The 19,403-nt window shown below is 59.0% G+C and carries 19 protein-coding genes; 10 read left to right on the top strand and 9 right to left on the bottom strand.

What is annotated here, in order from left to right; genetic code table 11:
• Positions 1-70 precede the first annotated feature (70 nt).
• Positions 71-1,405, top strand: coding sequence for a dicarboxylate/amino acid:cation symporter (locus JFU37_RS06100; RefSeq protein WP_201114028.1), 1,335 nt, complete (start codon positions 71-73; stop codon positions 1,403-1,405).
• Positions 1,406-1,668: 263 nt separating this feature from the next.
• On the top strand, positions 1,669-2,850 hold the full coding sequence (locus JFU37_RS06095; protein ID WP_201114026.1) for a CaiB/BaiF CoA transferase family protein: 1,182 nt from the start codon (positions 1,669-1,671) through the stop codon (positions 2,848-2,850).
• Between the two features lie 126 nt (positions 2,851-2,976).
• Here JFU37_RS06095 and JFU37_RS06090 read toward each other — a convergent pair whose 3' ends face one another.
• Both JFU37_RS06090 and JFU37_RS06085 read right to left on the bottom strand, forming a co-directional pair.
• A complete protein-coding gene (locus tag JFU37_RS06090; protein WP_201114024.1) occupies positions 2,977-3,471 on the bottom strand; it encodes a SprT family zinc-dependent metalloprotease in 495 nt (164 codons plus the stop codon).
• A 158-nt stretch (positions 3,472-3,629) separates the two neighbouring features.
• Positions 3,630-4,232 carry a Yip1 family protein gene (locus JFU37_RS06085; RefSeq protein ID WP_201114022.1) on the bottom strand — a complete coding sequence of 201 codons (603 nt, stop codon included), beginning with the start codon at positions 4,230-4,232 and terminating at the stop codon, positions 3,630-3,632.
• A gap of 361 nt (positions 4,233-4,593) precedes the next feature.
• On the opposite strand from JFU37_RS06085, the gene ttcA reads away from it, so the two are divergent.
• Complete coding sequence (ttcA, locus tag JFU37_RS06080; RefSeq protein WP_201114020.1) at positions 4,594-5,418, top strand: tRNA 2-thiocytidine(32) synthetase TtcA; 825 nt, start codon at positions 4,594-4,596, stop codon at positions 5,416-5,418.
• Between the two features lie 138 nt (positions 5,419-5,556).
• Positions 5,557-6,231 (top strand): DNA-3-methyladenine glycosylase I, encoded by a 675-nt coding sequence (locus JFU37_RS06075; protein WP_201114018.1) that lies wholly within the window; start codon positions 5,557-5,559, stop codon positions 6,229-6,231.
• A gap of 99 nt (positions 6,232-6,330) precedes the next feature.
• Here the strand turns inward: JFU37_RS06075 and JFU37_RS06070 are convergent, their stop codons facing one another.
• From JFU37_RS06070 to arsC, 3 genes are read right to left on the bottom strand one after another with little or no spacing between them, the layout of a single operon-like run.
• The gene (locus JFU37_RS06070; protein WP_201114016.1) at positions 6,331-6,756 is read right to left on the bottom strand and encodes a DUF2069 domain-containing protein; all 426 of its coding nucleotides are present in this window, start codon (positions 6,754-6,756) and stop codon (positions 6,331-6,333) included.
• A 1-nt stretch (position 6,757) separates the two neighbouring features.
• Positions 6,758-7,354 carry an NAD(P)H:quinone oxidoreductase gene (gene wrbA, locus JFU37_RS06065; RefSeq protein ID WP_046046494.1) on the bottom strand — a complete coding sequence of 199 codons (597 nt, stop codon included), beginning with the start codon at positions 7,352-7,354 and terminating at the stop codon, positions 6,758-6,760.
• Positions 7,351-7,704, bottom strand: coding sequence for an arsenate reductase (glutaredoxin) (gene arsC / locus JFU37_RS06060; protein WP_201114014.1), 354 nt, complete (start codon positions 7,702-7,704; stop codon positions 7,351-7,353). Before arsC ends, wrbA begins: the two co-directional genes overlap by 4 nt.
• A gap of 114 nt (positions 7,705-7,818) precedes the next feature.
• Between arsC and JFU37_RS06055 the strand changes: the two genes are divergently transcribed.
• Complete coding sequence (locus JFU37_RS06055; protein WP_201114012.1) at positions 7,819-8,286, top strand: TlpA disulfide reductase family protein; 468 nt, start codon at positions 7,819-7,821, stop codon at positions 8,284-8,286.
• Positions 8,287-8,462: 176 nt separating this feature from the next.
• On the opposite strand, the gene JFU37_RS06050 is transcribed toward JFU37_RS06055, so the two are convergent.
• The 4 genes from JFU37_RS06050 to JFU37_RS06035 all read right to left on the bottom strand — a co-directional run bounded on the left by JFU37_RS06050 (position 8,463) and on the right by JFU37_RS06035 (position 13,288).
• A complete protein-coding gene (locus JFU37_RS06050; RefSeq protein ID WP_201114010.1) occupies positions 8,463-8,867 on the bottom strand; it encodes an META domain-containing protein in 405 nt (134 codons plus the stop codon).
• Positions 8,867-9,301, bottom strand: coding sequence for a hypothetical protein (locus JFU37_RS06045; protein ID WP_201114008.1), 435 nt, complete (start codon positions 9,299-9,301; stop codon positions 8,867-8,869). Before JFU37_RS06045 ends, JFU37_RS06050 begins: the two co-directional genes overlap by 1 nt.
• Before the next feature lie 77 nt (positions 9,302-9,378).
• Positions 9,379-10,371, bottom strand: coding sequence for a 2-hydroxyacid dehydrogenase (locus tag JFU37_RS06040; RefSeq protein WP_201114006.1), 993 nt, complete (start codon positions 10,369-10,371; stop codon positions 9,379-9,381).
• A 163-nt stretch (positions 10,372-10,534) separates the two neighbouring features.
• On the bottom strand, positions 10,535-13,288 hold the full coding sequence (locus JFU37_RS06035) for a response regulator (protein ID WP_201114004.1): 2,754 nt from the start codon (positions 13,286-13,288) through the stop codon (positions 10,535-10,537).
• 213 nt (positions 13,289-13,501) lie between these two features.
• Here JFU37_RS06035 and JFU37_RS06030 point away from each other — a divergent pair, with 213 nt between their 5' ends.
• From JFU37_RS06030 to rlmD, 5 genes are all read left to right on the top strand, one after another.
• Positions 13,502-14,224 carry a response regulator transcription factor gene (locus JFU37_RS06030; protein WP_201114002.1) on the top strand — a complete coding sequence of 241 codons (723 nt, stop codon included), beginning with the start codon at positions 13,502-13,504 and terminating at the stop codon, positions 14,222-14,224.
• Positions 14,211-15,572, top strand: coding sequence for a sensor histidine kinase (locus tag JFU37_RS06025; RefSeq protein WP_201114000.1), 1,362 nt, complete (start codon positions 14,211-14,213; stop codon positions 15,570-15,572). Before JFU37_RS06030 ends, JFU37_RS06025 begins: the two co-directional genes overlap by 14 nt.
• Before the next feature lie 163 nt (positions 15,573-15,735).
• Complete coding sequence (locus tag JFU37_RS06020) at positions 15,736-16,257, top strand: hypothetical protein (protein ID WP_201113998.1); 522 nt, start codon at positions 15,736-15,738, stop codon at positions 16,255-16,257.
• Positions 16,258-17,089: 832 nt separating this feature from the next.
• Positions 17,090-17,992, top strand: coding sequence for a cysteine synthase CysM (gene cysM, locus JFU37_RS06015; protein WP_201113996.1), 903 nt, complete (start codon positions 17,090-17,092; stop codon positions 17,990-17,992).
• Positions 17,992-19,344, top strand: coding sequence for a 23S rRNA (uracil(1939)-C(5))-methyltransferase RlmD (gene rlmD, locus JFU37_RS06010; RefSeq protein WP_201113994.1), 1,353 nt, complete (start codon positions 17,992-17,994; stop codon positions 19,342-19,344). The genes cysM and rlmD overlap by 1 nt, the downstream gene beginning before the upstream one ends.
• Positions 19,345-19,403 lie beyond the last annotated feature (59 nt).

The raw sequence follows: 19,403 nt of genomic DNA, 5'->3' as shown, positions 1-19,403 counted from the left end.
AGGGTTCGCAATTCAGGTGTCAGGGACAACAGATGGATGTTGTCAGCGGGCACTCTTGAGGAACTTTGCAATGACGACTCGTCAGCCACTGTACAAATCCCTGTATTTTCAGGTGATCGTTGCCATCGCCATCGGCATCCTGGTCGGTCACTTCTACCCGCAGACCGGCGTAGCCCTCAAGCCGCTGGGTGACGGGTTCATCAAACTGATCAAAATGATCATCGCCCCGATCATCTTCTGCACCGTCGTCAGCGGCATTGCAGGCATGCAGAGCATGAAGTCGGTCGGCAAGACGGGCGGTTACGCGCTGCTCTACTTCGAAGTCGTTTCAACCATCGCCTTGCTGGTGGGGCTGGTGGTGGTCAACGTCGTGCAGCCGGGTGCCGGCATGCACATCGACGTGGCGACCCTGGATGCCTCCAAAGTCGCTCAGTATGTAGCGGCCGGTGCTGATCAAAGCGTCATTGGCTTTCTGTTGAACATCATCCCGAACACCATCTTCGGCGCGTTCGCGACCGGCGACATCCTGCAAGTGTTGATGTTCTCGGTGATCTTCGGTTTCGCCCTGCATCGCCTGGGTGCCTACGGCAAGCCGATCCTCGACTTCATCGATCGCTTCGCTCACGTGATGTTCAATATCATCAACATGATCATGAAGCTCGCACCACTCGGTGCCTTGGGCGCCATGGCGTTCACCATCGGTGCGTACGGTGTTGGCTCGCTGGTGCAACTGGGTCAGTTGATGGCGTGCTTCTACATCACGTGCCTGGTGTTCGTCCTCGTTGTGCTGGGCGCGATCGCTCGCGCTCACGGCTTCAGCGTGCTGAAAGTGATTCGCTACATCCGTGAAGAACTGCTGATTGTGCTGGGGACTTCTTCTTCGGAGTCGGTGCTGCCACGCATGCTGATCAAGATGGAGCGTCTGGGTGCGAAGAAATCCGTGGTAGGTCTGGTGATCCCGACCGGTTACTCGTTCAACCTGGATGGTACGGCGATCTACCTGACCATGGCGGCCGTGTTCATCGCTCAGGCGACCGACACCCACATGGACATCACTCACCAGATCACGTTGCTGGTGGTGTTGTTGCTGTCCTCCAAAGGCGCTGCTGGCGTGACCGGTAGCGGTTTCATTGTGTTGGCGGCCACCCTGTCCGCGGTGGGTCACTTGCCGGTTGCTGGTCTGGCGCTGATCCTCGGCATCGACCGCTTCATGTCTGAAGCCCGTGCGCTGACCAATCTGGTCGGTAACGCGGTTGCCACCCTGGTGGTGGCCAAGTGGGTCAAGGAGCTGGACGTTGACGTGATGCATGCGGAACTGGCTTCCGGCGGTCGCGGCATTTCCGACGAGCGCGCTGAAGACGACCTGGGTGTGGCCGAAGGCCCAACCCCGAGCAACGTCAAGTAAGACTCGCTGTTGAGAGAACTGTAGGAGCGAGCCTGCTCGCGATGGACTTCAAAACGCCGCGTTTAGCCAGGCAAAACCCGTTTTCGTTAACGACCATCGTCGGAACGCCGCCCGGAGCAAGCTCGCTCCTACGGCACTACCCGCTTCGGCGGGTTTTTTTTGCCTGCGATTTGAGCGCAACGGTCAGCGCATCTGACGCATAAGGTGATTGCTGGAATGCCGCCGGCTGCCTAGGCTGGGGGCATTGTTTAGGGAGAACGCTCATGCTCGGTCCACTGGCATCACTCAAGGTTCTGGATTTCTCGACACTGCTGCCGGGGCCGTTCGCCTCGTTGTTGCTGGCGGACATGGGCGCCGAGGTCTTGCGCATCGAATCGCCGACCCGCATGGACCTGCTGCGAGTGCTGCCGCCTCACGATCAGGGCGTCTCCGCCAGCCATGCCTACCTCAATCGCAATAAACGCAGCCTGGCCCTGGACCTCAAGCAACCCGAGGCGCTGGACGTGGTGAAGCAGTTGCTCAAGGACCACGACATCGTACTGGAGCAGTTCCGCCCCGGCGTAATGGAGCGACTGGGCCTGGGCTATGAAGCCTTGAAGGCGATCAATCCGAAGCTGATCTACGTTTCGATCACCGGTTATGGGCAGACCGGCCCCTACAAGGACCGCGCCGGCCATGATATCAACTACCTGGCGCTGGCGGGGATGGCGAGCTACACCGGCCGCGCCGACAGTGGGCCGTTGCCCTTGGGCATGCAGGTGGCGGATATCGCCGGTGGCTCGTTGCACGGGGTCATAGGCCTGTTGGCGGCAGTGATTGCCCGGCAGCACACCGGACAGGGGCAGCACCTGGACGTGAGCATGACCGACTGCGCTTTCAGCCTGAACGCCATGGCCGGCGCGGGGTATCTGGCCTGTGGCAAGGAGCCGGGTCGGGAAGATCAGATGCTCAATGGCGGCAGTTTCTATGACTATTACCGTTCGCGGGATGGGCGCTGGTTATCGGTGGGCAGCCTGGAACCGGTGTTCATGCAGCCACTGTGTTCGGCGCTGGGACGGCCGGAACTGGCGGCCCAGGGCTTGTCGCCCAAACCCGAGCAGCAACAGGCGCTGAAGAATGAGTTGAAGATGGAATTCGAGAAACATGACTTCGCCGAGTTGTGCGCCTTGTTTGCCGGAGTCGATGCGTGTGTCGAGCCGGTGTTGAGTGTTGGCGAGGCGGTGCGGCATCCGCAGTTGAAGGCGCGGGCGTTGGTGACTGAGGTGCCTCGGGGTGACGGGACGACTCAGGCGCAGATGGCGTGTCCGTTGAAGTTTTCTGATGGATTGCCTGAGCCGCGGCATATCGGTGCGGCGGTGGGGGAGCATACGGATCAGGTGTTGGGGGAGTTGGGGTTTAGTGCTGAGCGGATTGCGGAATTGCGCCGTGCCAAGGTGGTTGTGTAGTGGGTTTTAGGGCCCCTTCGCGAGCAAGCCCGCTCCCACATTTGACCGAGTTCCTTCAGGGGAATGCAATTCAATGTGGGAGCGGGCTTGCTCGCGAAAAGGCCGGCCCAAACACCACAAATCTGACTACTCGACCCGCATCTCCCCACTGAACACCAATGTGCTGCGGCATCGTCGGCACAAATACCGCCGCCCCTGCCTCACCAAACCATGACGCTGTGCCGAAAACGGAAAATCACTGTCGGCGCACGGGCATTTGTAGATGTAGCGAGTCACGCGGCGGCGTTTGACGTCATAGGAGTGGCAACGATTGGGCGGCAGTTCATACACGCCGCGCATGATCAACTGCCACTCTTCGCCATGGGGCTGGATACGGTCGCCGAACAGTTGATGGGCGATCAGGTGCGCGACTTCATGGGCCACGGTCTGCTTGAGGAAATCTTCGGTGTTTTCCCGGTACAGCTGCGGATTGAAGCGCAGCAGGTTCTCGTGCAAATGCGCGACACCGGCTTTTTGCCCGCGCAGCTTGAGGCTCACCACGGGGCGTTTGAAAGGTCGTTTGAAAAAGGTTTCGGCTTGCAGGTAACAGTCTTCGACGCGGGTATTGAGTTGCTCGGGCATGCTTGATGGATCTCCAGAGACGTCGAGTATGCCGCAACCCCGGGGCCTTGCGAATCGCCGAGGCGCCGAATGGTCGTCGCCGTGAGCGGACCCGGAAAATTAGAAGGCCGCCTTGCGGCGGCCTGTGTTGGCAGATCTAGTTTTTAGGTGGAATGTTGCTAGTTCGTATAGACCGGCCCCACGCCGAGTCCCCATACAATGACCGTGAATGCCATGATAGCCACCAGCACCACCAGGCCGACGGCGAGCACCGAACTTGAAAACAGGAATCCCTCGTCAGATGGAATGTTCATGAATGTCGGCAGCCCCACATACAACAGATAAACCGTGTAGCAGATAGCCGCCGTCCCGACGATCATCCCCAGCCACATATGTGGATAAAGTGCCGCAAGGCCGCCAACGAACAGCGGGGTTGCGGTATAGGTCGCAAACGCAACGCAACGTGCCAGGCTTGGGTTGGCATCATAAGTACGGGCCATCCAGTGGATGAATGCGCCCATCACCGCGACACCGCCGAGCATCGCCACGTAAGACATGATCGTCATCCATAGCGCGCTTTCCTGGGTCAACATGACCGGCGCCCGGCTCCCAATGACCCAGCCGACCTGCGTGGTGCCGATAAACGCCGACACCGCAGGGATTGCCGCCAGAATCAACGTGTGCGTCAGGTACATGCGGCTGATACTTTCCTCTTGATCGCCACGAATCTCTTTCCATTCTTGGTCAGGGTGGGTGAACAGCCCCACTACGTGATGGATCATGCCAGTCACTCCTCTTGTTTTTACCCTCGCCCCCCAGTGGAGCGCTTACGGACCAAAGTGGCCAAGTAAGTAATAGGTCTGGATATGCGTGCGACCTTATGTCGCAGTATAGAAAGGACTTACCGGCACAGGTGATAGGGCTTAGAGCAAATCGCGCTGTAAACACAGGGCTTAATCGCGGTTATGTCTTTTGTAGGAGCTGCCGAAGGCTGCGATCTTTTGATCTTGATCTTCGACGGCACTGGAAATTGCCGAAGATCAAAAGATCGCAGCCTGCGGCAGCTCCTACACAGGGTTCTTCGCCGACGAGGTATTTTTGCGTAAAATGCCGGCCTTTCGTCACACCTCACGGATTCGCGTCATGGGCACTCTTACGGTCAACCAGAACAAACTGCAAAAGCGCCTTCGCCGCCAGGCCGGTGAGGCTATTGCCGATTTCAACATGATTGAAGACGGCGACAAGGTCATGGTCTGCCTGTCCGGTGGCAAGGACAGCTACACCATGCTCGACGTGCTGATGCATTTGCAGAAGGTCGCCCCGATCAAGTTCGAGATCGTGGCCGTGAACATGGACCAGAAGCAGCCAGGTTTTCCCGAACACGTGCTGCCGGCTTACCTTAAAGAACTGGGCATCGAGTACCACATCGTCGAGAAAGACACGTATTCGGTGGTCAAGGAGCTGATCCCGGAAGGCAAGACCACCTGCTCGCTGTGTTCGCGCTTGCGTCGCGGCACCCTCTACACCTTTGCCGACGAAATCGGCGCGACCAAAATGGCCCTCGGTCACCATCGCGACGATATCGTCGAGACGTTCTTCCTCAATATGTTCTTCAACGGCTCGCTGAAGGCCATGCCGCCGAAACTGCGTGCCGATGACGGTCGCAACGTGGTGATCCGCCCGTTGGCCTACTGCAACGAAAAAGACATCCAGGCCTACTCAGACCTCAAGCAATTCCCGATCATCCCGTGCAACCTCTGTGGTTCTCAGGAAAACCTGCAACGTCAGGTGGTCAAAGACATGTTGCTGGATTGGGAGCGCAAGACCCCGGGCCGTACCGAGAGTATTTTTCGCAGCTTGCAGAACGTGATTCCGTCGCAACTGGCGGACCGTAACCTGTTTGACTTCACCAGCCTAAAGATCGACGAAACGGCGGCTTCGCGCTTCGTTAATGTTGTAAATCTCTGAACAAAACTGTGGGAGCGGGCTTGCTCGCGAATGCGGTGTGTCATTCAACATTAAAGTCGGCTGACACACCGCATTCGCGAGCAAGCCCGCTCCCACAGTTTTTGGGCGCCGTTTTCATATCATTCCTCAGGAGAGGGCATGCGCGATTACAAGTGGCTGCACGAATACTGTCTGAACCGCTTCGGTTCGGCGGCTGAACTGGAAGCCCATCTGCCCGTTCCCAAGACCCCGGCGCAATTGCGCAAGATCAGCGACGATCGCTACCTCTCGACCATGGCCCTGCGCGTGTTCCGCGCCGGGCTCAAGCACAGTCTGGTGGATGCAAAATGGCCGGCGTTCGAAGAAGTGTTTTTCAAGTTCGACCCGGAAAAAGTCGTGCTGATGAGCGCCGAGCACCTGGAGCGCCTGATGCAGGACGCGCGGATCATCCGTCACCTCGGCAAGCTCAAAAGCGTGCCGCGCAATGCGCAATTCGTGCTGGACGTGGCGCATGAGCAGGGCAGCTTCGGCGCGTTGATCGCCGATTGGCCGGTGACCGATATCGTTGGGTTGTGGACGTATTTGAAAAAGCGCGGCCATCAACTGGGCGGGTTGTCGGCACCGCGCTTCTTGCGGATGGTCGGCAAAGACACCTTTGTGCCGAGCTATGACGTGGTGGCGGCGTTGAATGCGCAGGAAATTGTCGACAAGGTGCCGACCAGTTTGCGCGATCTGGCCACGGTCCAGGGCGTGTTCAATCAGTGGCATGAAGAAAGCGGTGGGCGGCCGATGAGCCAGATTTCGATGATGTTGGCTTATACCGTCAATCATTGAGACCGAGTCGTTCCCTTCGCGAGCAAGCCCGCTCCCACAGGGGATTTGTGAACGATACAGATCCAGTGTGGGAGCGGGCTTGCTCGCGAAGGCGTCAGATCAGGCGGCGGAAATCTCGCCTTCACCCGCCAACTTGCGATTCAACTGAAACCGCCACCGCACATACAATAACGCCGAGCAGAACACCGCCAGGCTCGCGCCCATCTCGAGCAGCCCGAACCACTGCCGGTTCGGGTCATACGCGGCCAATGCGCCCTTGATGAAATACAGGTTCACCACAAAACACATCCACGAATGCCCACGCGCGCTGCCGACAATCATTCCTGGCGCCAACAACAGCAACGGCACCAGTTCGATCAGCAAAATCACCCACGGCCGGGCGCCATGCAGGTCGGCGACCACCAGGTAATAGGCGCAGAGCAATCCCACCAGCGCGAAAAAGCACAACAGGCTGATCACGCGCATCGCCCGAACCCGCGGTTCCAGCCATTCGATGGAGGGCAGAATCTTCGGCTTCTTGGCCACCTCAGTTCCCCAACTTTTGTGCGGTCTTCGCCAAGCGCAGGCCCAAGGCCCGGCACAGCGCCACTTCATGTTCATTCAAACCGCTTTTGCCATCGGCCCCGGCGTGATGGCTGGCGCCGTAAGGCGTGCCGCCGCCACGGGTTTCCAGCAGGGCCGACTCGCTGTAAGGCAGGCCGGTGATCAACATGCCGTGGTGCAGCAGCGGCAACATCATCGACAGCAGCGTGGTTTCCTGGCCGCCGTGCAGGCTCGCGGTGGAGGTGAACACGCCGGCCGGCTTGCCCACCAGTGCGCCGGTCAGCCACAGGTTGCTGGTGCCGTCGAGAAAATACTTGAGCGGCGCCGCCATGTTGCCGAAGCGGGTCGGGCTGCCCATGGCCAGGCCCGCGCAATTTTTCAGGTCGTCGAGGCTGGCGTACAGCGCGCCTTCGTCGGGGATATCCGGCGACACGGCTTCGCACTCGGTCGAAATCGGCGGCACCGTGCGCAGGCGTGCTTCCATACCGGACTGCTCGACACCACGGGCAATCTGCCGGGCCATTTCATTGGTCGAGCCGCTGCGGCTGTAATACAACACCAGAATGTACGGCGCACTCACGGCAGCAACTCCAGCACATTCTCCGGCGGACGGCCGATGATGGCCTTGTCGCCGACTTCAAGAATCGGGCGCTCCATGAGTTTCGGGTGAGCGGCGATGGCCGCGATCAATTGCGCCTCGCTCAGGCTGGCGTCGGCGAGGTTGAGGGTCTTGTATTCGTCCTCACCGGTACGCAGCAGTTGCCGGGCGTTGATGCCGAGCTTGGTCAGCAAGCTCTGAATTTGACTGACGTCCAGCGGGGTGTCGAGGTAGCGGACCACGGTCGGGGTCAGGCCACGGGCTTCGAGCAATTCAAGCGCACCGCGAGATTTCGAGCAGCGCGGATTGTGATAAAGCGTCAGATCGGTCATGTGCGGGTCGCATCTTGCGGAAAGTGACGGCTATTCTAACTGGGCAGCGCGCAATCCAGAACCTTGGGAGGCGATGGGTCGCAGGCGCATTCAAATTTGAACAAGGAATACGACATGGCACGACGACTGACAGCGGTGTTGGCGATTATCGGGACGTTGATGCTGGGGGGCTGTGGCAATGACTACGGCACGGATCAGAACGGCCACAAAGTCGCCGCCGAGCGCCTGGACAAACAGTGGGTGGTGCTCAATTACTGGGCCGAATGGTGTGGGCCATGCCGGACCGAAATTCCACAGTTGAACGCGTTGGCCGATCAACTCAAGGACAGGAAGATCGGTGTGTTCGGGGTCAACTTCGATAACGTGCAGGGTGCAGAGCTGAAAAGCGCCAGTGAGAAACTGGGGATCACGTTCACCGTGCTGGCGCAGGATCCGGCCGAGCTGTTTGATTTACCCCGCAGCGAGGCGTTGCCGGTGACGTACATCATCGATAACAAAGGAAACGTTCGGGACCAGTTGATGGGCGAGCAAACGGCGGCGGGGGTGATGGCGAAGCTTGAGGCGTTGCAGGCGAAGAATTGAGATGAATCTGTAAGCCGTAACACGATCTGTAGCAGCTGGCGCAGCCTGCGTTCGGCTGCGCAGCAGTCGTGAAACCTGTGCTCGCGGATTACCTGAAAGACCGCATTGCCTGATTTCACGACTGCTGCGCAGCCGAACGCAGGCTCCGCCAGCTGCTACAAAAGGACGAGTGATCATCAACCCTCTTCAAGCCACCAACGCAGCGGCTTGCCTTCCGCCGGCCAGAAGCGCATCTGGTCGATCGGTGAAACGTCCCAGCGCTGCACGTTTTCCAGGGCCTGCAAGAAACGCTTTTCCTGTTCCATCACCGCTGGCGCACACAGCTTGCGAGTGCTGCCGATCTTGCCGAAGCTCAGTTTGCCGCCTTCCAGGGTGTACGGCGCAAACCAGTGGTTGCAGCCGCCATTGCCATAAGCCCGACCGTCTTCACCGAGGGTGATGGTCAGGTGGCTATAGTCCATCAATGGACGTTCGCCGATCCACTCCAGAATGTAGCTGCGGTTCTGTTGCAATTGCACCGGCTCGGCGGCGCAGCCCAGCAGGCTGGCACCAACCATTGCGGTCAGAGCGAGGTGTTTCATCACGCAGGCTCCTGGCATTTCGGGCACAGGTGTTTCTCGCCGACGGTGGTCCAGCCCAATTCGGCAATCCGCGCGTTGGCGGCAGGCTTTTCAGCCTTGTTACCCAGCTTGGCGTCGACCGCGAACTCGAAACCCAGCTCTTTGGCGCAACGGTCGCAATTGACTTTCCAGGTGTGGATTGCCAATTCGCCGAACACCGGACCACTCGCCACCGCAACCCATTGGCCGGGCGGGTTGATCAAGTGCCGAACCGTTTCGACGCTCAGGCGCATGGACAAGTCCTTGCTGCCTTTAAGGGTCACTACCAGCACGTCGTTATTACGAATCGAGCCGCCGTTGCCGGTGACTTGATAACGCCCCGGCACCAGGGCGCGGCATTCGGTGAGGGTGTGTTGCGGGTTCATCAGGGTATAGCGGAAATCGTGTTCGACCATGGGTCCTCCAAATATGCGCGGCATGCTAGCACGGACATCAACGCAGCATGGCGCGGGCAGATGACCTTCGATCTGGTTCAGTCGTCCTTGACCAGATTCGCCGGTGCGCCCGCCGCCCAGGCCGCAATGTTGTGCAAGGTTGTCGTGGCAATGGCGCCCAGCGCTTCGCGGGTCAGGAACGCCTGGTGAGCCGTCACGATCACGTTTGGAAAGGTCAGCAGGCGCGCCAGCACGTCGTCCTGCAGCGGCAAGTCGGAACGGTCCTCGAAGAACAGTTGCGCCTCCTCTTCATACACATCCAGTCCCAGATAACCCAGTTGGCCATCCTTCAATGCGTCAATCAGCGCCGGTGTGTCCACCAGACCCCCACGCCCGGTGTTGATCAACATCGCGCCGGGCTGCATGTGCGCCAGTGACTCGCGGTTGATCAAGTGTTTGCTCTGTTCATTGAGCGGGCAGTGCAGGCTGATGATCTGCGACTCGGCCAGCAATTCCGGCAGGCTCAGGTAACGAGCGCCAAGGGCCTCGACCTGCGGGTTGGGGTAAGGGTCATAAGCCAGCAACTGGCAGCCAAACCCATTCATTATTTTCGCGAACGTGGCGCCGATCTGGCCGGTGCCCACCACACCGACGGTTTTGCCGACCAGGTCGAAGCCGGTCAACCCGTGGAGGCTGAAATCTCCTTCGCGGGTGCGATTGTAGGCGCGGTGCAGACGCCGGTTGAGTGCCAGGATCAGCGCCACCGCATGTTCGGCCACGGCGTGCGGTGAATAGGCCGGAACCCGCACAATCGCCAGTCCCAGAAGCTTTGCCACCGCCAGGTCAACATGGTTGTAACCGGCCGAGCGCAGGGCGATCAGACGCGTGCCGCCAGCGGCCAGGCGTTCGAGCACTGGAGCGCTGAGGTCATCATTGATGAAGGCGCAAACCACTTCGTGATGCTCCGCCAACGCCACCGTATCGAGGCTCAGTCGCGCGGATTGAAAGTGCAGTTCGATGCTGGGTGGCAGGTCAGCCGCAAGAAAACTGTCGCGGTCGTAAGTCTGGCTGCTGAAAAGAATCGTGCGCATGCTGTCCTCCTGGAAAATTTCACGTCTGACGAAGCCTGTGTTCGCCTGTAGGAGCGAGCTTGCTCGCGAAAGACGTTAACGGTAACGCGTTCATGATGGATAAACGTGTCGCTCTCAGGTCTTTCGCGAGCAAGCTCGCTCCCACAGAGGGACAAAGGCTACATCAAGCGTTGATTCGGGCCTGCGCGGCCAGACGATTGATGGCCCGGTCGAGTTCCTCAAGTGCGCTGTAGGCTCTCGGGTCTTGTTGCTTGAGCAGCGTTTCACTGCGTTGGCAGGCGGCGCGCAGTTGCGGCACCCCGCAATAACGGGTCGCGCCGTGCAAGCGATGGACGCGTTCGATCAAGGCGTTGTGATCGTCAGTGTCGCGGGCAAAGCGGATGGCTTCGCGGTCGGCTTCCAGCGAGGCGAGCAACATGGCCAGCATGTCCGCCGCCAGATCGGCTTTGCCGGCGGCCAGGCGCAAACCTTCTTCGTGATCGAGTACCTGCAATTCCGGAGCACCGAGGTGGCGGTCGCCGGCCCGCTCCGGCCCCTGATTACGCAGTGCCAGGCCGCTCCACTTCAACACCACCTGCGCCAGTTGCCGCTCGCTGATCGGTTTGGTCAGGTAGTCGTCCATGCCGCTTTGCAGCAGTGCACGCTTTTCGTTGGCCATGGCGTGGGCGGTGAGGGCGACGATGGGCAGCGGCGTGCAATGCCGCTCGCTTTCCCACTGACGGATCGCTTCGGTGCTCTGGCGCCCATCCATGCCCGGCATTTGCACGTCCATCAACACCAGGTCGAACGTTTCGTTCTGCACCGCCTTGACCGCGGCGTAACCGCTTTCCACTGCCAGGACCTTGGCGCCCATGTCTTCCAGCAGGGTTTGCACCAGCAGCAGGTTGGCTGGGTTGTCGTCGACGCAAAGGACTTTCGGTGCACGGCTCGACACGGGTTCGCCGGGGGCACTGCGCTGCTGGCGCGGGTTGACCAGATCGGACAAGGCTCGACGCAGTTTTCGGGTGCAGGCCGGTTTGGATTGAAGCTGACTGTGCGGGTTCGGCACCGAGAGGTGGAACAGCGTCTGTTCAGTGGTCGGGCACAGCACCAGCACTTTGCAACCCAGGTGTTCGAGGTCCCAGATATGTTGGTTGAGACGCTCCGGCGGCATGTCGTTGCTGGTGATGCCGAGCACCGCCAGGTCGATCGCCTGGTCGGTCTGGTGCGCGCCGGTCACACCATTGGCCAAGCTTTCAAGGGTTTTGAACGGGGTGACTTCAAGACCGCAGTCTTCCAGTTGATGCTGCAACGCCTGACGGGCCAGTTCATGGTTTTCCAGCACCGCCACCCGGCGCCCGAGCAGCGGTGGGCCGGGCAGGTCTTCGGCATCGTCGCGGGTTTTTGGCAGGCTCAAGCTGATCCAGAATTCCGAGCCTTCACCCGGCGTGCTGTCGACGCCGATCTCGCCACCCATCTGTTCGATCAGTCGCTTGGAAATCACCAGCCCCAGACCAGTGCCTCCGGGTTGTCGGGACAGCGAATTGTCGGCCTGGCTGAACGCCTGGAACAGCGCGCGCACGTCCTGGCTCGACAGGCCAATGCCGGTGTCCTGAATGCTGATGCGCAGTTGCACGCTGTCTTCATGATCTTCTTCAAGCATGGCCCGGGCGACGATGGTGCCTTCGCGGGTGAACTTGATGGCGTTGCTCACAAGATTGGTGAGGATCTGCTTGAGCCGCAGCGGATCACCCACCAGCGACAGCGGCGTATCACGGTAAACCAGACTCACCAGCTCCAGTTGCTTGGCGTGGGCGGCGGGGGCGAGAATCGTCAGGGTGTCCTGGAGCAGGTCACGCAGGTTGAACGGAATATGGTCGAGTACCAGTTTACCGGCCTCGATTTTCGAGAAGTCGAGGATCTCGTTGATGATCCCCAGCAGGCTGTCGGCGGATTTTTCGATGGTGCCCAGATAATCAAGCTGGCGCGGGGTCAGTTCGCTTTTTTGGAGCAAATGCGTGAAGCCGAGAATGCCGTTGAGCGGCGTGCGGATTTCATGGCTCATGTTGGCCAGAAACTCGGATTTGATCCGGCTCGCCTCCAGGGCTTCCTTGCGCGCCAGGTCGAGCTCGATGTTCTGGATCTCGATGGTTTCCAGGTTCTGGCGCACATCTTCGGTGGCCTGATCAACACTGTGCTGCAGTTCTTCCTGAGCGTTTTGCAGCGTGCCGGCCATGCGGTTGATGCCGGACGCCAGTTCATCCAGCTCCTGACTGCCGAGTGGTGGCAGGCGGGTTTCCAGATGACCGTCCTTGAGTTGCGACACGGCCAATTTGATCTGGCTGATCGGCCGGTTGATCGTGCGGCCCATGCGCAATGCCAGCAGCGCGGCACCGGCCAGCCCCGCGCCGATTAATAGCAGGCTGGCGAACAGGCTGCGGTAGCCGCGCAGCAGCATGCCGTTGTGGGACAGTTCGACTTCGACCCAGCCCAGCAGGCGGTCGGCCTCATCGGGAATCAAGTCGCCGGCCAGGTTGCGGTGCTTGCCGAACACCGGCAGCAGATAACGCGTCGCATCGTTGCCACTGCGGCGCAGCATTTGCGGACCCTCGCCCTGCGGGGCCTGATTGAGCATGGTGGGGCCGGCATGGGCCAGTGGGGTTCGGTCCGGGGCGAGGAAGGTTACCGCGCGCACGTCGGGCGTTTCCAGGGATTGAGTGGCGATGCGTTCCAGCAGGTCGGCGTCCTTGTGGCCCAAGGCCGGGGCCACAAGGGGCGCTAGCTGTTCGGCGATCATTTCGCCGCGCTGCATGAGTTGGGTTTGCAGGTCGGCCTGCTGCATCCAGGTGAAATAGCCGCCCAGAACCAACGCCATCAGGCTGGTTGGCAACAGAGTCAGCAACAGCACGCGGCCTTTAATTCCCAGTTTCTTGAGCACGCATCTCTCCTGCATCCCGCTATTAATGACCTGCACGCACGTCCAGCACGCACCACCTGCGCAGTGTAGCGATTTGCTTGCGGGCAATCCTCGTAAAATTGATCTCGTCCTCCGTCGATCGGTCCAGCACTTTTGCCTTGCGGGCAAACCTTGGGTTGCCCCTGACGAAGCAATCTTGAATAATCATCAACTGAGAATTATTTGCAGATAGTCATGGCTCCCATCTCTGTTGCACATCCCCGCATTCTTTCCATCGAAGACGACCTCGTGCTGGGTGCTTATGTCCATGAGCATCTGGGGAACTGCGGCTTTCAGGTGACGTGGTGTCAGAACGGGCAAGAAGGGCTGGCCATTGCCCGGCAGCAGGCTTTCGATGTCGTGCTGATGGATATTCTGCTGCCAGGGTTGAATGGTCTGTCGGTACTGACAGCGCTGCGCAAAAGCCATTCAACCCCGGTGTTGTTGATGTCGGCGCTCGGTGCCGAGTCGGATCGTATCAACGGCTTTCGCTTGGGCGCCGATGATTACCTGCCCAAACCGTTCAGCATGGTGGAGTTGCGGGTGCGCATTGAAGCCATTCTGCGTCGGGTGGCACTCGATTGTCGGCCAGCGCCGGCACCGATTGCACCTTCGGTGGACAGTCTGCGTTTTGATGATGAATGCGGTGACGTCTGTTACGGCGAGCACGCTGCGGGATTGACCCGTAGCGAGTATCGACTGCTGGAAACGCTGAATCGCAACGGTGATGAAGTATTGAGCAAGCCGTTCCTTTATCAGCACGTGCTGCAACGCGGTTACGCGGCCCACGACCGTAGCCTGGACATGCACATCAGCCAGATCCGTCGAAAACTTAAAGTTATCGGCTACACCGAGCGGGAAGTCCGCACGGTGTGGGGCAAAGGCTATGTGTTGAGTGCCGCCGATGAAATGGTCTGACCTGCCGGGCAGGCATTCGCTGTTCTGGAAACTGGCGTGTTGGTTGGTGGCGTTCTGTCTGCTCTTGATCTGGCTGAGCTGGTCGTGGGGCCGGTACATGGAGGAGCAAAACCAGTTCCTGTCGGATGATGCCCGAGGCACCCTGTCGCGCTATGCCGCCGAGGCTGAGCAGGCGTGGAATCTGCGGCAGCGCGCTGGGGTCGATGCCTGTCTGCAGGGCATGCGCCAGCGTGAAGCGGGTTGGATTGGCGTCATTGGTGGTGACTTGCAGTCATTGAGCAGCCAACCGCTGACAGACAAGGAAGTCCACCGCATGACCTTTCTGCGTGGCCTCGATTGGCCGATCCACAAGCAGCGGCTACCGTGGATGCGCGTGCCGTTTCCCGGCGACCCGGCCGCCGGTAGCCTGGTGATCGAACTGCCCCAGCGGTACATGCCCGGACAGTACAAGGTGTTCTGGCGCGTGATCACTAACGGAGTGATTCCGGTGCTGTTTACCTTGCTGCTGTGTGTCGGTCTGTATCGGTTACTGGTGGTGCCATTGAACAATCTGCGCGAACAGGCCAATGCCTGGCGTGCCGACCAGTTAGGGGTTCGCTTATCGAGCCACACTACCAATCGCCCGGACGAGTTGGGTGAGTTGGGCAGGGCCTTTGATCACATGTCCGAACGCCTGGAAAGCACAGTGGCCATGCAGCAACAATTACTGCGCGACCTGTCCCACGAATTGCGCACGCCGCTGAGCCGGCTGCGGGTGGCCAGCGAAAGCGAGCAGGGACTGGAGGCGTTGCGTGAGCGTATCGCCCGGGAGGTCGATGGCATGCAGTGTCTGGTTGAGGACACCCTGCAATTGGCCTGGCTCGATACCGAGCGTACGCCATTGCCCGGCGAAGCCATCGAGATTCAGGCGCTGTGGGAAATGCTTACGGAGAATGCCTGCTATGAAAGTGGCTGGCCGAAGGAGCAATTGCACTGCACGGTGGATTCATCCTGCTGGGTGCGCGGCCATCTCAATACCTTGGCCCAGGCGCTGGAAAACATTCTGCGTAACGCGATTCGACATTCACCCGAGGGCGGCGTGGTGCAGCTTGGCGGACGGCGTGAGGGGGACTATTGGCACCTCTGGCTGGAGGATCAGGGTGGCGGCGTGGCCGAGGCTGATCTGGAGCGGATTTTCCAGCCGTTCATTCGTCTCGACGGCTCGCGTCCGGGGAATGGCGGATTCGGGTTGGGATTGAGCATTGCCAGGAATGCGGTGCAACGTCAGGGCGGCAGTCTTAATGCGGAGAATGGCGGGCAGGGGCTGCGATTGAACATGCGCTTGGTGGCTCATCAATCGCCTGTTTAATTCTAAAACCGTATTATCTTAATGCATTCATACATCTTCTACGGATATGTCCTACGAGATGAAAGGTGTTGAAGTAGGAAGTTTCTGAAAATAGCGGTCAGCTATCAAGACTTTAAATGGAGGGTCGATATTCAACTTGAGGCTAACCCAAGGAGTGTCGACAATGAATGTTCTAATCAGAATGCCTGTTCTATCAATGCAGGCTGATGCCTATTTTATTAAAAATCCTCGAGAGATAAAAAACGCTCATACAGTAACTAGTGCCGAAAATGCTGCTGACATATTAAGTTTGACAAGCGAGTATTTATTTGGCGAGCTGAAAGAATTGATAAGGGGAAGCGATTTTACGTCGATAAGCACCAATGAACTTGCAAGAATCGGATCAAGACTCCGTGAGCTTGACCTGATAGATGGACATGTAGCGTCCGTATTTATATCAGGGAATATGGCGACTGATAAATATGGTCATCAGACTGAAAAAGACGTCAAATATAATGCGATCGCCATGTTCAATCAAATGCTGGATGACAATAAAGCAAACGTCCGTTCATGGCCTTTATATGCTCACCAAGAGTCATTCAAGGTCGTGACGAGGGCATTGCTGGGCGCAAATCAGGCCATAAACGCGCTCTCGTATTTTGCCACTTCAGCTAGAAACGATCTGTCTGTCAGCATTCAAGCCTGAGTCAGTCGGTGCCCGAAAAAATAATTGACGAGCACCGGAAGCTTTATTACTCATCGAGCGTAACGTGTGGTGCCAGAATATTGTCTGTTTACGTTAAGGTCATTGACATGGCGGACTCTATAAGTTTCCAGCTGTCCAAGTACTGAAGCGGTATTGCCAGTATCGCCGGCCACTTGCGTCCAGGTTGAGCCTGTTAGTCTGTCGATGTATAGCTTCGGCGGAGAGCCCGCACCCACGGCGGTAATATTGGAAGAAATATTGGCCTACCGACATCCGTTAGCACTGGTAATGGTAAAAGGACCCTGTGCAATAATAAACGAGTTGGCAGGTACGGTGCCGCTATAGGTGTTACGAATGTTGGTGCATGCTGCAGAAGCCTGGCTGGTCGCAAGGATCAGCCCTACGAGAGAAAGTGCAATTGGAAATTTCATATAGATGCTCATTGAAGTGGCAGTCGAGTTGGCAGTAATAGCGGAACACCCCTGCATGCATATCCCGCTTAACAAAAGACTATCCATGGAAATCACTGCGCACTAGTTCATGCATGTCGCTACGGTCTGCGGGAAATGTCTGATGGGGGCACTTTTATGCGTGCGGCCGTATTTTTGGTTAGCGGTGAACAATGCTTTGACCGAGTCGCGGCCTTCGCGGGCAAGCCTCGCTCCTACAGGATGACCGTAGGAGCGAGGCTTGCCCGCGAAGAGGACCGCACATCCACCGCAGAAAAGCCGGCTTATTCCCATAAGCCATAAGCACCACACTTTGCGTGATATGGCCTGCGGGCGTTTGCCGGTATGATAGGCGCCCCCGCAGTCTGGATTGCGAATACGCCATGACCTTGCAGTACCCAACCATCGCCGATTGCGTCGGCAACACTCCGCTGGTCCGTTTGCAGCGCCTGCCTGGCGCCACCAGCAATACCCTTTTGCTCAAGCTCGAAGGGAATAACCCGGCGGGTTCGGTCAAGGACCGTCCGGCGCTGTCGATGATCACCCGTGCCGAATTGCGCGGGCAGATCCACGTCGGCGATACGCTGATTGAAGCGACCTCGGGCAACACCGGGATCGCGCTGGCGATGGCCGCCGCGATCAAGGGTTACAAAATGATCCTGATCATGCCGGACAACTCCAGCGCCGAGCGTAAAGCCGCGATGACAGCGTATGGCGCCGAGTTGATTCTGGTCACCCAGGAACAAAGCATGGAAGGTGCCCGCGATCTCGCCCAGCGAATGGAAGCCGAAGGCCGTGGCAAGGTGCTGGATCAGTTCGCCAACGGGGACAACCCGCAAGCGCACTACACCACCACCGGCCCGGAAATCTGGCGCCAGACCGAGGGCACCATCACCCATTTCGTCAGTTCGATGGGCACCACCGGCACCATCATGGGCGTTTCGCGCTACTTGAAAGAGCAGAACGACAACGTGCAGATCATCGGTCTGCAACCGATGGAAGGCTCGGCCATTCCGGGCATCCGTCGCTGGCCGCAGGAATACCTGCCGAAGATTTACCAGGCTGAGCGCGTGGACCGGATCGTCGACATGGCGCAAAGCGAGGCCGAAGACGTGACCCGTCGTCTGGCGCGTGAAGAAGGCATCTTCTGCGGTGTCTCCTCGGGCGGTGCCGTGGCAGCGATGCTGCGCTTGTCTAAAGAAGTTGAAAACGCGGTGATCGTCGCGATCATCTGCGACCGTGGCGACCGTTACTTGTCGACCGGCATTTTCGACGCGCCCAACTGATGGCCAAGCAAGAGAGAGGCCTGCGCTTCCAGCCCACCGGCGGCAGCAAGGCCCCGCAAATTCCGACCGGTAAAAAGCAGCGCTTGAGCATCGAGCGCCTGGCCAATGACGGTCGTGGTATCGCGTTTTTCGAAGGCCGCACCTGGTTCGTCATCGGCGCATTGGCCGGTGAAGAAATCGAGGCGCGCGTGTTGGGCGCTCACGGCAAAGTGGTCGAGGCGCGCACCGAACGGGTGTTCAAGGCCAGTGAACTGCGTCGTTCGGCACCGTGCCCGCATGCCGATCGCTGTGGCGGTTGCAGCGTGCAGCACCTGCCGCACAACGAGCAACTCGCGCTGAAACAGCGCATGCTCGCCGAGCAACTGTCGAAAGTCGCCGGTGTCGAGCCCAAAGAGTGGGCAGCGCCATTGAGCGGTCCGGAATTCGGCTACCGTCGTCGCGCCCGCATCGCGGTGCGCTGGGACATGAAAGCAAAAAAACTCGAGGTCGGTTTCCGCGCGGCAGGCAGTCAGGACATCGTTGCAATCAACGAATGCCCAGTGCTGGTACAGCCCTTGCAGCCGATCATGACCCACCTGCCGGAAATGCTCCGCCGCTTGAGCAAACCTCAGGTGCTGGGTCATGTGGAGTTGTTCAGCGGCTCTTCGCTGGCGGTATTGCTGCGGCACATGGCGCCGTTGTCCGAAGCCGATATGACGATCCTCAAGGATTTCTGCGCTGTCCACGACGCCCAATTGTGGCTGCACGGTGACGGCGAGCCGCAACCGGTCGAGGCCGATCAGTCGCTGGGCTATCGTCTCGAGCAGTGGGACCTGGACCTGGCGTACCGGCCGGGCGACTTCATCCAGGTCAACGCCGGGGTCAACGAGGCAATGATTGCCCAGGCGCTGGACTGGCTGAAACCGACAGCCGATGATCGCGTTCTCGATCTATTCTGTGGGTTGGGCAACTTCGCGTTGCCGCTGGCCAAAGCTGTTCGCGAGGTCGTGGCGGTGGAAGGTGTGCAAGCAATGGTCGAGCGGGCGGCGGCGAACGCTGCTAGCAACAATCTGCATAACGCACGGTTTTTTCAGGCCGATTTATCCAAGCCTTTGACCGATGCCGAATGGGCCAGCGAAGGCTTTTCTGCGGTACTCTTGGATCCACCGCGTGACGGTGCTTTCGAGGCCGTGCGCACGCTGGCATCCCTGGGTGCCAAACGGTTGGTGTACGTGTCGTGCAACCCTGCAACGCTGGCGCGCGATACGGTCGAATTGATCAAGCAGGGCTACCGGTTAAAACGTGCCGGGATTCTCGATATGTTTCCTCAAACGGCGCATGTCGAGGCCATGGCGTTATTTGAAGCGAGCTAGGAAGGCTCGTCTGGTCCGACTGGCCCGCCCGTGCAGCCGCGCACCAGCCCCGCGTCGGC

Source organism: Pseudomonas sp. TH41 (assembly GCF_016650695.1).
Taxonomy (GTDB): Bacteria; Pseudomonadota; Gammaproteobacteria; order Pseudomonadales; family Pseudomonadaceae; genus Aquipseudomonas.
Note: the sequence above shows the minus strand (reverse complement) of the source record. Positions and strands in the feature narration are given on the sequence as shown.

Coding starts and splice junctions, on each gene's coding strand:
- JFU37_RS06045 (WP_201114008.1), bottom strand. CDS start 9,301: ATGGTCGAACACGATTTCCGCTATACCCTGATGAACCCGCAACACACC.
- rlmD (WP_201113994.1), top strand. CDS start 17,992: ATGGCCAAGCAAGAGAGAGGCCTGCGCTTCCAGCCCACCGGCGGCAGC.
- JFU37_RS06020 (WP_201113998.1), top strand. CDS start 15,736: ATGAATGTTCTAATCAGAATGCCTGTTCTATCAATGCAGGCTGATGCC.
- JFU37_RS06025 (WP_201114000.1), top strand. CDS start 14,211: ATGAAATGGTCTGACCTGCCGGGCAGGCATTCGCTGTTCTGGAAACTG.
- JFU37_RS06095 (WP_201114026.1), top strand. CDS start 1,669: ATGCTCGGTCCACTGGCATCACTCAAGGTTCTGGATTTCTCGACACTG.
- JFU37_RS06075 (WP_201114018.1), top strand. CDS start 5,557: ATGCGCGATTACAAGTGGCTGCACGAATACTGTCTGAACCGCTTCGGT.
- cysM (WP_201113996.1), top strand. CDS start 17,090: ATGACCTTGCAGTACCCAACCATCGCCGATTGCGTCGGCAACACTCCG.
- JFU37_RS06100 (WP_201114028.1), top strand. CDS start 71: ATGACGACTCGTCAGCCACTGTACAAATCCCTGTATTTTCAGGTGATC.
- JFU37_RS06030 (WP_201114002.1), top strand. CDS start 13,502: ATGGCTCCCATCTCTGTTGCACATCCCCGCATTCTTTCCATCGAAGAC.
- JFU37_RS06050 (WP_201114010.1), bottom strand. CDS start 8,867: ATGAAACACCTCGCTCTGACCGCAATGGTTGGTGCCAGCCTGCTGGGC.
- JFU37_RS06055 (WP_201114012.1), top strand. CDS start 7,819: ATGGCACGACGACTGACAGCGGTGTTGGCGATTATCGGGACGTTGATG.
- JFU37_RS06085 (WP_201114022.1), bottom strand. CDS start 4,232: ATGATCCATCACGTAGTGGGGCTGTTCACCCACCCTGACCAAGAATGG.
- JFU37_RS06040 (WP_201114006.1), bottom strand. CDS start 10,371: ATGCGCACGATTCTTTTCAGCAGCCAGACTTACGACCGCGACAGTTTT.
- ttcA (WP_201114020.1), top strand. CDS start 4,594: ATGGGCACTCTTACGGTCAACCAGAACAAACTGCAAAAGCGCCTTCGC.
- arsC (WP_201114014.1), bottom strand. CDS start 7,704: ATGACCGATCTGACGCTTTATCACAATCCGCGCTGCTCGAAATCTCGC.
- JFU37_RS06090 (WP_201114024.1), bottom strand. CDS start 3,471: ATGCCCGAGCAACTCAATACCCGCGTCGAAGACTGTTACCTGCAAGCC.